We start from the raw sequence: 14,120 nt of genomic DNA, 5'->3' as shown, positions 1-14,120 counted from the left end.
TTTCAAATTAGTTTACATCCACTTTTTCAATATTCCTAAAGGAGAAATAGGCGATTAAGCAGCCGATAACGGCAAGGGAGATTGGGATTGCAATAAAGGCAAAAAGATTAACGCCACCTGTAGAAGATGATGTAAGTGATACCAAAATGATGGCGGAAACAATAGTGGTAGGAACCGACTTCTTCCGCATTCCAAAATACAATGGAATTAATGCCATGCCAGCTGATGCAATTGCTTCAAGGGTCATGCTAAGCAAGCCGTCCTTTAAAACCTCGGCCGTTAACTCCTTCGGAACAAAGTGTAAATAGGAATCCACTAAATAAAACACACTGCCAATCAAAAGATTGGAAAGAAAGATGGTTAAAAAGGTAAAGCTTGCAACAATTATTAACTTCGAAACTATAATCTTTTTGCGATTAATTGGATACATGAACATCAGCGTAATCGAATTGCTTTTATACTCATCAATGATCAGTCTGGAAATCAGCACTGCTGCAAAGATGATAAATGTCGGCCGGATGATACTTCCAAACGCCGCAAATGCCATTTCATAGCTTCCATAGGCGATTGTACCTTCACTTTTTTCCGCAAAATAAATCAAGCAGAGTAAACCCATGATAACTAAGTTTGCAATGCCAACACCTTTTAAATAGGAAAATAGTTTAAATTTCTTTATTTCCAGACTGATTAATTTACGCACTGATTCCGCCCCCATTGATTAATGTTAAGAAATAATCTTCTAGTGAATGATTCTTTTTATTGATTTCCTCAATCATGACCCCATTTAGAATGAGAGTCTTAGATATTTCTGATTGTGATGCTCCTGTATCATAGATTCTGAAGCGCGATGCGTCGACCACTTTAAAATTCGTGAGATGGAGAATTTCATCAAGCACATAAAAGGCCTTCTTCACATCGTCAACAGCAAGTTCAATATACTCCTTATTTTGTTCATGAATTTCATCCATCGAAACCTCTTTAATTAATTTTCCGTCACTGATTACCCCTATTGTATCGGCGATTTGTTCCATTTCACCAAGGATATGGGACGAAATCAGCATGGTTATTCCATATTCACGGCAGAGCATATGGAATAATTCGCGCAGTTCTTTAATCCCTACTGGATCAAGGCCATTAATTGGTTCATCAAGAATTAATAGTTCTGGCTTAGTAATGATGGAGCGGGCAATCCCAAGACGCTGCTTCATTCCGAGTGAAAAATCTTTTACTGACTTATCCTCGATATTTTTTAATTTGACTAAATCTAGGGCTGCATCAATCGCCTTTTTGTCATAATAGCCCATATACTCACAGTGCAGCTCCAGATTTTCGCGTGCCGTTAGCCGGTCATAGAAAACAGGATATTCGATGATGCTCCCCATCCGCTTTAACACTTCATAGGAGGTATTCGTCAGTTTTTCACCAAAGATCTCAATTTCACCGCTCGTAGGCTTCACAAGATTTGTCAGCATCTTCATGATTGTTGTTTTACCGGCACCGTTTGGCCCAAGAAACCCGTATATTTCACCCTTTTTGACCTTCATATTGACATTCGAAACAACTTCCTTACCCTTATAGGTTTTCGTCAGTTGATTTGTTTTGATAATGTAGCTCATCAATTTTCAGCTCCTCTTCGTTCTTAACTACTTTTTATTCTAGTCATTAGAGTTTTCTTTTTTATTACTCAAATCTTACAAAAATCTTAAGAAAGAAAGGATGTCTCTGAAGCGAGGCACCCTTAGCTGTTTTAATATGTAATTCGCTTTAATTGAACGGTAAAAGTGGTTTTTTCATAGGGCTTGCTGGTTAGAAAAATTTGTCCGTCCATTTTTTCCACAAGTCGTTTGGTAATGGTAAGGCCGAGACCGCTTCCTTGATAGGATTTGTTTCGTGAATCCTCTAATGTGTACATTCGTTCAAACACTAAATCCTTGTGAAGCTCGCTAATTCCCTTGCCTTTATCCCACACGTCAATGTAAACATATTGTTCATCACTTTTAAGCGTAAAACCAAGTACTTTCCCATCACCGCCATATTGAATCGCATTTGAAAGCAAATTATTTAAGACCCTGTTGAGTTCTTCCTCATTCCCAAGAGCATAAAGAATGTTTTCCGGCAGCTCAATCGCAACATCAAAGCCCTTTGTCGTCAAAACTTCATAAAAGTTTAAAATATTCTTCTGGCACACTTCATTTACGTTCACCCTTGTGAGCGGCAGATTTTTATCCCCAGATTCCAGTTTAGCTAAATCAAAGAACTTGTTAATTAAATCTAAAACTTCGACCGCTTTTGCGTGAACTGTATGCAGGAGCTCCTCGGTTTCTTCTTGATTTCTATTCGGGTCATTCAACATAATCTCCATATACCCGAGCACCACTGTCAACGGCGTTTTTAAATCATGCGAGATATTGGAAAGCATTTTCCGCATCGACATCTCCGTTTTATTGTAGTTGGCTACCATTTTTTGATTATGTTCTAAAAGGCGGTTGATTTCGATTAATATCTGTTTTAGATCCTGATTATCCGTATGCAAAAGCAGCTTTTCATCCGTCTTGCTATCAATAATCCGCTTAAGTTTTTTATGTATGTATGTGAAATTTTCTTTATCATTGGTTCTCGTTTTATATTGGAAAAAATTAAGAGCTGCTAAGACGATGATGACTATAGATAAAAAAATGATCATTATGAAAACTCCCCAAGCTTATAGCCGATGCCCCATAATGTTTTGATATACTGCGGTTTGGACGGGTCATCCTCAATTTTCTCCCTTAGCCTTCTCATATGAACATTTATTACATTTTCATCACCGTAATACTCGTCTTCCCATACTAATCTATAAATTTGTGCCTTCGTATAGACACGGCTGGGATGTGAGATAAATAATTTGAGAATATGAAACTCCTTTGCGGTCAGCTTGATTTCTTTACCGTTTTTTTGTAAGGAGAAATTTTCGAGATCAAGTTCCAACTCCCCGACCTCCAGCAGCTTTTTTTCTTGCTTTTGTTCTGTACGGGAATAATGAGTTGCCCTTCTGATTGCGGCTTTCACCCTAGCCGTTAGCTCAATCATCGAAAACGGCTTGGCGATATAATCATCCGCACCAAAACCCAAACCTAATGCTTTATCTAAGTCCCCGTCTTTAGCCGACATGATCAGTACAGGTATCATGCTCTTCTCACGGATTATTTTCAAAAATTCCATTCCATCAAGCTTCGGCAGCATTAAATCAAGGAGAATCAAATCAAATGAGTCGTTTGCAAACACCTCAAGCGCCTCTTCCCCGTCAAACGCTGGCACTACCTCGAAGCCTTCTTTGGCAAATTGGCCTTTGACCATATCACTGATCGACACATCGTCTTCCACTAATAAAATTTTATGTTTCACCTTATCCCCCACCCCGTTCATTCCTATATAGTTATTTTCCATGTTCTCTCCGAAAAATCCTTTTTTCGTTAAAAAAAGAGAGACTAAATTTATTAACGGGTTCCGTTTCCTATCGCATAACGTAAATTTACAGGTAAATATGTATAGTAAAATGTATATCAATTTGCATAGTATTTTGTGGTGCTTTTTGTTTATAAAAAATAGCCCAGTTCTTATGAACTTGGGCTACACACTGTATTAATTTCGAATGCATATCGAACTAAAGCCCCCGTTTGTTTAAGTACATTTGAAACCAACAGTTATCCAAAGTGATTATGAAACCACCAAACAATAAGAATCATACTCACTATTCCCCAAGCTGTGGTACTCACTATCCACCAAATTATGGATTTAGCTTTTGTTGAACTTTCCTCAACTTCCATATTTGCTGTTATAAAAGCGAGCTTACTTTCCATACCTTTTTTCATAGAAGTGAGAACAACAAATCCGATTATTATGAAACCAATAGTTATCCAGAGTAATAAGTCCACCTTTTATACCTCCCTTTTTTTGTGAATTACTTTCCTTTCAATCTTCTTTATTCAATTATCCTGCATCTTTAGCTCAATAAGGAATTTAACATAAAGGTGCCTTAATTCTTCTTGAATCAATACCCCCATTAGTAGAATAAGACCTTACCTACAAACCATTTCTTGACTTTTTACGAAAATAGACTATGAGAAGAGAGAGAAGAACGGGGGCAGATAAAAACATAAAGTATGTGTTTAAATTAAAATATTGCTGGTTAACGTGTATAGACATAAAAGAAGTGATGCTCTCGATATACTGCCAGTCTATAAATCCAAAATCTTCTTTGTACGTTTCTGCCAAAACAATTTTATATTTTAGAAAGGCACTCCTTTGATAAAAAATTGAAATCACCAAGTGAATAAAGGTAACTATAATACCAACAGATAATACAACAGGCTTGATAGCATTATCATTTAAAATTTTAGTCCATAAATACACTAAACAGCAAAACATAATTACAATAACACCTAATAATAAAATTGCTGGGTTCCCATTCCCTGATGTTTGACCAGGTTCTGGATTCATTAAATTACATATCCAAAATATCGGTATCAGAATTACATTTATTCCTATTACAAAAATTATTTTTTTTTAATAAAAACACCCCCATTCCCCATTATTATACATAATAATCAATCTATTCCCAATATTTTTTGTGATTTCTATTGAACTAACCGTTAGCGTGAGTACATTTTTTCACAAACTTTATTTTATCTTAACATAAATTTCCAACTATATTTAAACTTAACATCCAATCTTATCATTTTTTGTAAGACGATTTGTATATCAAAATGTGAGTTAAATTGCAGGGGTACAACAGCCATTGTACCCTTACAAATTGAGGTACATTTACCTATACAAAATTCCAGGGTAATTTCCGTACAATCGCTTTACATCAATAAAAAACGAGTGACAAATTAGCATACAATTTGGCACTCATTTTAAGTCACATTTTTAATGTTTGCGATAGGTAACGGAACCCGTTATAAATTTATAGTCCCCTTTAAGAAATACTATGATTAATCTTTGAAAAATGCTGTATTTCGTCTTTTCGTAGTTGTTAATTGTTTTTTATTATTTTCATAACCTTCTCAGATGAGTAGACTGAAAGGGGAATAACGATCACTACTAATATAAAAATAGCTAATACTTCAGATAATTGATTAACTGGTGTATAAAAAAACTCAACTATATAACTGAGAATTTTAAAGAAAAGGTAGAAAAAAACGATAGATAAAAAATAGAAAATAATATTGCTGCTAATTCTAGTTTTGTTCATTTTGGGTACCCTCTCCACAGGATATATTAATGGAATCAGCAAATAATTAGCATAGTCACCTATGATTTTTTATATCTGATTGGGTCGAATTTTTCACTCGCTTTAAAGTTGTAAACCGGTTTAATAAAGCCAGCTATCTCAACTGTCTCTTCAACTTTTTCTAAAATCTCATTCATCGGTTTGTATGCCATTGGAGCTTCATCGAGGGTTTCATCTGAAACAGATGTGGTCCAAATGCCTTTCATTGTATTGTGAAAATCGTCCATGTTTAAGGTTTTCATCGCTTTTGTCCGGCTCAAGACACGACCAGCCCCATGCGGTGCCGAATAATTCCACTCCTCGTTGCCTTTGCCGACTGCTAAAATGGATCCGTCTCGCATGTTCATTGGGATAATCAGACGCTCTCCTTTTTGCGCGGAAACCGCACCTTTTCGTAAAATTAGGTTGTCTGTATCAATGTAATTGTGTACCGTGTCAAATCGATCAACTTCTTCAAACCCCATATTATCGGTAATCGCCCTGGCTATTTCTTCGCGATTCGCTTTCGCAAAGCTTTGGGCTAATTTCATATCATGAATGTAATTTTCAAAATCCTCGTCTTCCAAATAGGCTAAATCATTAGGAATAACAGGATTCATATCCTTGTAGCCTTGGATGGCTGCCTGGATTTCCTTTTGACGGCCTTCCGCCTTTAATTTTTCAATCATCCCGCCTAAGTCATGTTGACGATGCCTTGAAATGGCTACTTTTTGATAGTAGGTGGCAATCTTTGATCCAACATAACGGCTGCCGGTATGAATCGTCAAAAAGTGGTAGCCATCGGAATCGACTGAGACCTCGATAAAATGGTTGCCGCCGCCAAGCGTTCCTAAGCTATATAGACTTCTATTTTCACTTAAAATATGCTCCGCTTTAAATTCCTGAATGGCAGGAAAACCCGTGTTAATAAACCTGACCGTCTCATCTGAATGCAGCTCCTGCCCGCTTGGGACATAGATACGGATGACCTGATCCAGCTTATTAAAATCCACCTTTTTGTCCTCTAGCTTTACGGTTAACACGCCACAGCCGACATCGACGCCAACCAGGTTAGGGACAACTTTATCCTTTAACTGAATGGTGGTGCCAATCACACAGCCTTTCCCCGCATGATAATCTGGCATAATACTAATTTTTGTATCCTTTAAAAAAGGCTGATTACATAGCTCTTGAATCTGTTCAATCGCTGTTTCCTGTGGATAATTTGAAAATACCTTTGCTTCTGTTTGTGACCCCGTTACTTTAATCACTTGTTTTCCCTCCTTCAAAAGCAGATTACCAATAGGCTACCATTTACTGGAGATTCGGGCAACGTATTTTTAATTGTTAAAGGTGCCATTTCGAACTTACTGATTTAAAACAAAAAATCCAAGCCATCCGACTAATATAAAATTTGGAATGACCAACAAAATGGCTAACCAGATCCTTTTCTTTGCTATGAATTTCCCCGCCCCAAAATCATGCGAGATATAATAATTTTTTAATATTTAATCCAAACTTTCCAATCACTTTCATCTTCTAACGGAATAACTTTTTGATTCGCTTCTTTTTCTTTATCGTTTGAATCCCCTTTATGGTATCCTAGTTCGTAACGTAGCTCATCGTCTTTATAAATCGAATGGGTTTCATTAAGTTCATATAATGATTGATCCATTTTAATTATTTTCTCGACTTTCCAATGTCCTTTTTGATTTTGGATATCTGCAACCCAAATATCTTCGTTATTCATATACCCTGTAAACACCATTAAGACTAAACTATTGTTCACTTGAGACGATCCATAGATATGTACATTCCTGTTTTCTTCTTTTAAGTCGTACAAAGCGTCTTCAGGCGTATTTGGGGAAACTTTAGAAACTGAAATGCACCCACCTAGTAAAAAAACAAACAATAATATAACGCAAAATCTCAATTTCATATTTACGAACATATATAAATCCCCCAAGAAATCTGTCACTTTTTGTATTAGCGCAAGAAGCGATTGCACTTGTTGAAAAATAACACCATTAATGCTTAGGATGCTAGCTTATAAACAGCTAAGGTTCTTCCATTCTCTATTAACTTCCACCAGCTTTGTATTATGAAAAGTTAGTTTATATATATCAGGCATAGCAAGCTCTTGCCAGAAACGATAACCAAATTGCTTATCAAAATGATTCATAATTAAAACCATCAAATTACCATGTGTTCCTATGACAATATTTTCACCTGCATACTTTTCTAAAACATTCATTGTAGCTTTGACTCCCCTTGCTTGAGCTTGAATGTTAGATTCTCCCCCTTCCCATGAAAAGCTGTCATCCTCCCATACTTTGGCAACCGCCGATTTAAAGTCCTCGAGAGGTTTATCGGACAATTTCCTTTCTTTAAAATCATGCACAATCTCAATATCTTTACCAATGAATTCAGCGACGCCTTGGACAGTTTGAATAGCTCGTTTGTATGGACTTGAAATGACTCTATTAATATTTTCATTTTTGAGTATTTGTGTAATTATTTCTGCATCTGCCAACCCTTGATCTGATAAAGGTCTTCCCATTTCATCAGGGGTATATGTGGAATGTGCGTGTCGAACGAAATACAAATTGGTCATCATCTACCGGCCTCCTTTTTCTTCCATTACTATCAGACTATTTAAAATTCTATATAAAAAGGATGAAGTTTTTCTGTTAAACAATACTCAATTCTTTGCCTGAAATTTTTCCAAGTGACCATTTCTAAAGCTTCAGTAATTGGGAAGAATCCAACCTCAAGACTTTCAAAGCTTGTTGTTGGCTCTCCTCCGACAGGAGTTCCCAAAAATAATGTGTTACATATACAGTCACTTACATTTTGAAACACTCCACAAAATTTTGTAACCTCAATATCGATACCTGATTCTTCTTTTGTTTCCCTTATGGCTGCATCCTTCAAAGATTCACCTTCTTCCACCTGACCGCCAGGCATTTCCCACCCTCTTCGTGGGCCTTTTATTAATAAAATCTCATTTTGGCTGTTCAGCACAATAGTTGCCGCTGAAACTATATGCTTTGGTGTCATCTTTCATAGCCTCCATTCTTACTTTGTCTTGCTTATATATTCGGTAATCTTGGGAAAATAACCTTTTATAATTTTTTCCAACAAAAAAGCGACCTTCATAATTTAAAAGCCGCGTCCGTTTGTTTACTTAGAATTCCGTTTATTATTCAATCTTTTTTGCCTGGTATTAACCGATCATTAAAAATGTTAATTGGATGAACCTTTTGATTTACTATTCTATCTATTATCTGCCTAATTACATTTGGGTCACGAAGTTGTTTATTATCAAAATTCATGAGTTCAGATACCTTTATCCACTTACTATCTATTATAACGTCCTCTTCAATCTCTAATGATCCGCCAATAATCTCACCGGTAAAATGAAATAAAATCACTTGATCATTTGAACTACTGATGAAGTTATATACACCAGTTGTACCAGTAAGTTTCACATCGAACCCTGTTTCTTCTTTTACTTCCCTGCAGGCTGCATCAAGGATGTCTTCTTTATACTCAATATGTCCGGATGGAAAATTCCACTTATTAATTGCAAATGGTTTATTTTCTTTAATAATCAAAACTTCATCGCCTTTGATTATTGATACACTAACAACTAAAACAATACCATTTTGAGTCATTTTCTTACCACCAATTTTTATTTTTTTAAATGATCCACCCAAAAGTTAGAATCTTCCAACTCAGTTTCTTTCCTAATATCCAGGTATTTCCTACCCCAAACTCAATGTACTTAAAACTTAACTCCCCCGACTGAAAAATGCCTTTTTTCGATAAGTTAATTTTCTTTGCAACCCACCCTTTTGTTGAATAATCACGAAAATATTCAATCATAATAAAAAGGGAAATATTTCGCATAGAAAGGGATGCGTTACCATTAAAAAAATAGTATTTGTTTTCTTGGCTTTATCATTGGTTACTCTCACTGGATTTCATAGGGCAAATCAGTTGGTTATTACAAATATTGAAACTACGATCATTAAAGCAGAAAGGATTCTACGGTACGATATAAAAATAAAAAATACCGGTACCACCCAATTCAAAACTGAATTTGATTACCCTGGCCAACATTATTACGGAATTGAAGTAGTGATACAACCAAACAAAAAGTTAGCATCAAAAATGGAGTTGGTCGATGGAAGCAAATTTATTAAGATGTTTCCAATGGGTGCTGGAAGTACTGGAATGATTGACCCTGGAACTGAAGGTTCATTTCACGTTGAATATAAAATAAAAAATGGCACTGACCCAAAAGGAATTAATAAATTGGCTTTTGATTCAACTTTGATTATATTAGATGGTGTAAATATCGTTAAAGAATTTCCTTTAGAAAAAGTAAACGAACTCAATTAAAAAATGATTAGACCGACTTTTAGCACTTTTAATTTGGTTTTAACTAGGATTGGATTGAATAAATCGCTTGCTCAGCGCCAAATCTGCTAATTGTTCTTTCTAATTCCATGCCTACTCTCTCTAGAAGCCTGCATGAGGACTTATTAGCAGTTTGAGTTTCGGCTACTATTTTTTCAAGCTTCAATTCATTTAGTCCAAAATCTAGTATCACTTGAATTACTTCTGTTGCATAACCAGAACCCCACCAATCAGGTAAAAACTGATACGAGATTTCGAGGCGCACGCCTTCGTGGTGGGGATCAAGAGAAACCAACCCAATAAAATTCTCTGAAAGTTTTTCTCTAACAACCCAATAAAAAGAGTCATCACTTGAATGAAGCATTTCTTCCATGACTACTCCAATTGAATCTTCCTGACGTATGCCACCCAGAAATCTTCTTACTTCCTGATTTACAAATAATTTCTTCGTATCAAAATAATCCGATTTTTGAAAGGTATTAATAATACATCTCTCTGTTTCAAACAATTAACTCTACTCCCTTTAGAAAAACGAATATCTATATTTCAATCCAAAACCTTTTAATAATATTTCCATCTTCCTCAATAAAGTCTGTATCGGGTACACCGCCATTATTCAATATTGTTTTTTCCGAACCAATATTACCCTTGTCACAAACAACAAGAACTTTTTGGATCCCTAGTTCTTTGGCTTTTTCTAAAGATAAGGATAAAAGTTTCGAAGCATATCCTTTTCGCCGCTCAGAGGGACGGATGCCATAACCAATATGCCCGCCACTGTTAAATAGCTTATCAGTCAGTCGATGTCGGATATTAACAGCACCGATAACTTTTTTATCTTCATTAACTAACCAGAATGTGGAGTCAGGTACCCAATTTTCAGGGAGATTTATTCCATTCTCGGAATCAAGTAAAAATTGAATCATATCTTGGAAATTTGAGGGATCTTTACTAATGACCCACGGGATCATATCCTCTCCACTTTCCTTCCATTCCCGGTAAAAGGACTGATAATCAGTTTCTAATTCCATTGTTGGTGGAGTTAAATATACATCTGACTTCATAGAATTCACCTTCAAACATTATTTTACTAGTTATTATTCGATTAAAAATCCTAAATCCCTCTGATTATTTGAGTTACCACACTATAATAGCGCCAAAAAACATTATTAACCTCTAGCACCTGATGTTAAGTTAATAAACTCTTCAGCATCTTTAATAGATAATTGCATTCCTTTTTCCCAAAAAGCTTGTGTAGTAATGTCTTCCCCTAAATGCTTCATTACCAATTCTTCTATGGACATCCTACCTGAATCACGCAGCAAGTCTAAATAACTTTTTTCAAATTCTTTTCCTATTTCCTTTGCCCGTGCATAAAGATTAAGAGATAATAAGTACCCGAAAGTATAAGGAAAATTATAAAATGGAGTATTGGTGATATAAAAATGTGGTGTCCAAACCCACGAATGAATAGAAGCACCATCAAGCGAGCCTTGATACGCTTCGTCCATTGCCGTTTGCATTAATTCATTTATACGTGATGAAGAAACGATTCCATGTTCTCGTTCCTCGTAAAATCTCGTCTCAAACAAGAACCTAGAAGGAATATTCATGAAGTTCATCACACCGCGTTTTAATTTTTCATCCAATAAAAATAATCGCTCGTTAGTGCCGTCCGCTTTTTCCATAGCTGCATCCAAAATAATTAGCTCAGAAAATGTTGAGGCTGTTTCAGCCATAATCATCGGATATTTTTTATACATACCATTGACAGGATTCATTGCGTGGTTATGAAAGGCATGACCTAACTCATGTGCTAGAGTTAATACATTTGTGATTCTCCCGTCATATGTCATAAAAACTCTAGATTCTCCCGATAGTGGAAACCCTGCACAAAACGCAACCGCCGATTTATTCGGACGATTTTCCGCTTCGATCCAACCCTTTTCAAAGGCATTGCGCGAAAAACTTTCTAATTCCGTTCCAAACTGACTAAAATGTTCTAAAATAAAATCGACAGCTTCTTCATAATTAATTTTTTGTTTACTTTGTATAATAGGTGCCCAAAAATTATACGCTTGCATCTTTTTATCACCAAACATTTTTGCTTTCTGGTTTAGGTAATCTGCAAATGGTTGTTTGTATTGATTAACTGCTGCCCACATGGCATCCAGTGTTTCCTCTCTAATGCGGATGTCCTTAAGAGGTTTTTCTAGGACATTTTTTATACCTCGCTTTTTGTATACTTGTAATTGGAAACCTGCAATATGATTGAGGATTTTTGCGAACATGTCTTCTTTCTCGATCCATATTTCTTCTAAAGCCTTATGGGATTCCATTCGAACTAATTCATCAGGATGGGAACGTAAATTAATAGCTTGGCCAACTGATAATTCGTTATTTTCTCCGTTGATTGAAACATTAACTTTAATACTACTAATAAGCGAATTATAAAACTGTCCCCAAGCATGATAGCCATCAACCATTAGATTGGACACTAAACTTTCTTCTGTTTCGGTTAGCAGATTTTCCGTTTTCTCTCGCCATTCATTTAGAATAAATTTATAGCCATTTAACCTATTAATATCAAGTAGGTTTTTCCATAAAAATTCGTTTGTGTTTACAAGAACCTTTTTTGTTTTTTGTAAGGCAGACTCAAAGCGGGCACTAATAGAAATTGTCTTTCCTCGGAGAATGGCAGCATGCTGATCCTTTGGATTTTGTGCAAGAAGACAAGTAATAAAAGAATTGGCTTGTGACAGGTTCAGCTGAATACCAATTATTTGATCAATAATATCGGCTAGATGTAAGGAATCATTTAATTCTAGTGGCGTATGAAAAAATTCTAATCTATCGTCCAATTTATCAACTTTTATCTCTACCTGTTCGATATGGTCACAAAATTGAATTGATTGGCTTCCGCCTGGAAATAATTTTTCTAAGTCCCAAACTTCTCTATACTTAGTTTGATTCATTCTTTTTCCCCCTAAATATATTGAATTAAATGGCTCTTCCTAATCCACTCCATCTACCTAAAAGGACACCAAAGCCGGCTGTCATATTGATTTGACCTTTATCAATTAATGCGATACTTAAACCAGCTACATTATAATGTTCCATTTGTTTATATTTTTTAGCTTCATCAAAGCCCTCCACTTTTTGCAACATTAGCATAATTTTAACACGAATATACGTTCTGGGGTATATTTTTGGATTACAGATATTTTTTATTTACCTTCTTTCGTTAAAACAAAAAAACTGCCTAAGCAGCAAACAATTATGAAGTATAGATACCTTTCGAGGTATTTGAACTTCGACATAAAGCACCAAAACCTCACAGATTTTCTTATTCATTCGTAATCTAGATTAGTAGTTCTCCTATTTTAAAAGGTATTTTAGCCTAAAATCATCCGTTCAATTAAAGATGTTTCTCACTTATAAAATCTTTTTTATTTATTGATTTCTCCAGTCAAACTTTTCATTTGGTACATTAAGTTTATGTCCGTTGATCACGACTGTATCATTGTCAATCCAGTTGATGGTTGCGTATTGTTCACGATAATTCCAATAGATATTTTTCGTTTTGTTGCTTTGTTCATTAAATACTAATTCACCACGAATAGCGTAGGAAACTGTTGCTCCTCCGTTTGTAAGGTATGCTTTTAATGTGTACTGTCCATCAGAAGATGTTTCCTCTGTTAGAAATTCACCTTTTGGCAATCTTTCCATATCATAGAATGCCCAATACACTCCGTAACTTATAGTTCCAATGAATAATAAACATATTAATCCAAATAGTAAAAAAAACTTTTTATAGAATTTTCTTTTTTCCCGTTTAACATCAACATCTCTTTCCATATTAATAACCCCTTTTTCCTTTAATGACCATTAAATACTTTTTACGGAAGCTCTTTGCACTTTGGAATATTGTACCACATATATACATAGAATATCTATGTAAAATTGCAACAAAAAAGAGCCATTCGGCTCTTTTTACTTGTCAATCCTTCACTAATCCGCCTCTTAATTGGTTCACACTAGATTCTAAATAACCCTTTAAACAGGTCAGCATGAAAACCCAGCCTTCTTTATTATCTAGCAATTGACTTATTAGTGCTTCATCATTTTCATTAAATCCAGCTTCGTTAACTTCGATAATGGTAGTTGAATGATCCATCTCATTCAACGTAATCGTAACAATATGTCCTTCGCCATTTGCTCCCCACTGGAAAACGATTTTCTTGTTTACCTCAATTTCCTTTATTTCTATATCCAGTTGCGCATTGTATTCAACATATCGCACTGTAATCGTCTTTCCTTGTTCCCATCTTTCCGAACTCGATGAGAACCAGAAATTCCCGATTTTAGTAGGATCGACGAAGGCTTCAAAAACCTCGTTTGTCGGTTTTAATATTTTCATTTTTGTCAGGTTGTTCATACACTA

General features: G+C 35.5%; 17 protein-coding genes. 1 reads left to right on the top strand and 16 read right to left on the bottom strand.

Annotation, left to right across the window (positions count from 1 at the left end):
* Positions 1 to 7 precede the first annotated feature (7 nt).
* From BANVL01_RS07140 to BANVL01_RS07085, 11 genes are all read right to left on the bottom strand, one after another.
* Positions 8 to 700, bottom strand: coding sequence for an ABC transporter permease (locus BANVL01_RS07140; RefSeq protein ID WP_082804899.1), 693 nt, complete (start codon positions 698 to 700; stop codon positions 8 to 10).
* Entirely contained in the window at positions 693 to 1,616 is a 924-nt protein-coding gene (locus BANVL01_RS07135) for an ABC transporter ATP-binding protein (RefSeq protein WP_066083473.1), read from the bottom strand. The genes BANVL01_RS07140 and BANVL01_RS07135 overlap by 8 nt, the downstream gene beginning before the upstream one ends.
* 131 nt (positions 1,617 to 1,747) lie before the next feature.
* Entirely contained in the window at positions 1,748 to 2,683 is a 936-nt protein-coding gene (locus BANVL01_RS07130) for a sensor histidine kinase (protein ID WP_066083471.1), read from the bottom strand.
* Positions 2,683 to 3,384 carry a response regulator transcription factor gene (locus BANVL01_RS07125; protein ID WP_066096147.1) on the bottom strand — a complete coding sequence of 234 codons (702 nt, stop codon included), beginning with the start codon at positions 3,382 to 3,384 and terminating at the stop codon, positions 2,683 to 2,685. The genes BANVL01_RS07130 and BANVL01_RS07125 overlap by 1 nt, the downstream gene beginning before the upstream one ends.
* A 299-nt stretch (positions 3,385 to 3,683) precedes the next feature.
* Positions 3,684 to 3,914 (bottom strand): hypothetical protein, encoded by a 231-nt coding sequence (locus BANVL01_RS07120; RefSeq protein WP_066083469.1) that lies wholly within the window; start codon positions 3,912 to 3,914, stop codon positions 3,684 to 3,686.
* Positions 3,915 to 4,062: 148 nt separating this feature from the next.
* Positions 4,063 to 4,479 (bottom strand): hypothetical protein, encoded by a 417-nt coding sequence (locus BANVL01_RS07115; protein WP_066083467.1) that lies wholly within the window; start codon positions 4,477 to 4,479, stop codon positions 4,063 to 4,065.
* Between the two features lie 813 nt (positions 4,480 to 5,292).
* A complete protein-coding gene (locus tag BANVL01_RS07105) occupies positions 5,293 to 6,522 on the bottom strand; it encodes an RtcB family protein (protein ID WP_066083462.1) in 1,230 nt (409 codons plus the stop codon).
* Between the two features lie 230 nt (positions 6,523 to 6,752).
* A complete protein-coding gene (locus tag BANVL01_RS07100) occupies positions 6,753 to 7,202 on the bottom strand; it encodes a hypothetical protein (protein ID WP_066083460.1) in 450 nt (149 codons plus the stop codon).
* Positions 7,203 to 7,298: 96 nt separating this feature from the next.
* Positions 7,299 to 7,868 carry a histidine phosphatase family protein gene (locus tag BANVL01_RS07095; RefSeq protein ID WP_066083457.1) on the bottom strand — a complete coding sequence of 190 codons (570 nt, stop codon included), beginning with the start codon at positions 7,866 to 7,868 and terminating at the stop codon, positions 7,299 to 7,301.
* 38 nt (positions 7,869 to 7,906) lie between these two features.
* Positions 7,907 to 8,311, bottom strand: a complete 405-nt coding sequence (locus tag BANVL01_RS07090) for an NUDIX hydrolase (RefSeq protein WP_066083455.1) — start codon at positions 8,309 to 8,311, stop codon at positions 7,907 to 7,909.
* A 146-nt stretch (positions 8,312 to 8,457) separates the two neighbouring features.
* On the bottom strand, positions 8,458 to 8,928 hold the full coding sequence (locus BANVL01_RS07085) for an NUDIX hydrolase (protein ID WP_066096144.1): 471 nt from the start codon (positions 8,926 to 8,928) through the stop codon (positions 8,458 to 8,460).
* Positions 8,929 to 9,253: 325 nt separating this feature from the next.
* On the opposite strand from BANVL01_RS07085, the gene BANVL01_RS07075 reads away from it, so the two are divergent.
* Positions 9,254 to 9,658, top strand: coding sequence for a hypothetical protein (locus BANVL01_RS07075; protein WP_066083449.1), 405 nt, complete (start codon positions 9,254 to 9,256; stop codon positions 9,656 to 9,658).
* A gap of 43 nt (positions 9,659 to 9,701) precedes the next feature.
* Here the strand turns inward: BANVL01_RS07075 and BANVL01_RS07070 are convergent, their stop codons facing one another.
* The 5 genes from BANVL01_RS07070 to BANVL01_RS07050 form a co-directional block, all read right to left on the bottom strand.
* Positions 9,702 to 10,184 (bottom strand): GNAT family N-acetyltransferase, encoded by a 483-nt coding sequence (locus tag BANVL01_RS07070; protein ID WP_066083444.1) that lies wholly within the window; start codon positions 10,182 to 10,184, stop codon positions 9,702 to 9,704.
* Between the two features lie 31 nt (positions 10,185 to 10,215).
* Positions 10,216 to 10,740, bottom strand: a complete 525-nt coding sequence (locus BANVL01_RS07065; RefSeq protein ID WP_066083443.1) for a GNAT family N-acetyltransferase — start codon at positions 10,738 to 10,740, stop codon at positions 10,216 to 10,218.
* A 105-nt stretch (positions 10,741 to 10,845) separates the two neighbouring features.
* Entirely contained in the window at positions 10,846 to 12,651 is a 1,806-nt protein-coding gene (locus tag BANVL01_RS07060; protein WP_066083441.1) for a M3 family oligoendopeptidase, read from the bottom strand.
* A 478-nt stretch (positions 12,652 to 13,129) separates the two neighbouring features.
* Positions 13,130 to 13,534: a DUF5412 domain-containing protein gene (locus tag BANVL01_RS07055; RefSeq protein WP_082804898.1), complete on the bottom strand. Its 405-nt coding sequence runs from the start codon at positions 13,532 to 13,534 to the stop codon at positions 13,130 to 13,132.
* 142 nt (positions 13,535 to 13,676) lie between these two features.
* Positions 13,677 to 14,114 carry an SRPBCC family protein gene (locus tag BANVL01_RS07050; protein ID WP_066083437.1) on the bottom strand — a complete coding sequence of 146 codons (438 nt, stop codon included), beginning with the start codon at positions 14,112 to 14,114 and terminating at the stop codon, positions 13,677 to 13,679.
* Positions 14,115 to 14,120: the final 6 nt, after the last annotated feature.

This window comes from Neobacillus novalis NBRC 102450, assembly GCF_001591805.1.
GTDB lineage: Bacteria > Bacillota > Bacilli > Bacillales > Cytobacillaceae > Neobacillus > Neobacillus novalis.
This window is presented reverse-complemented; position numbering and strand designations above follow the sequence as displayed.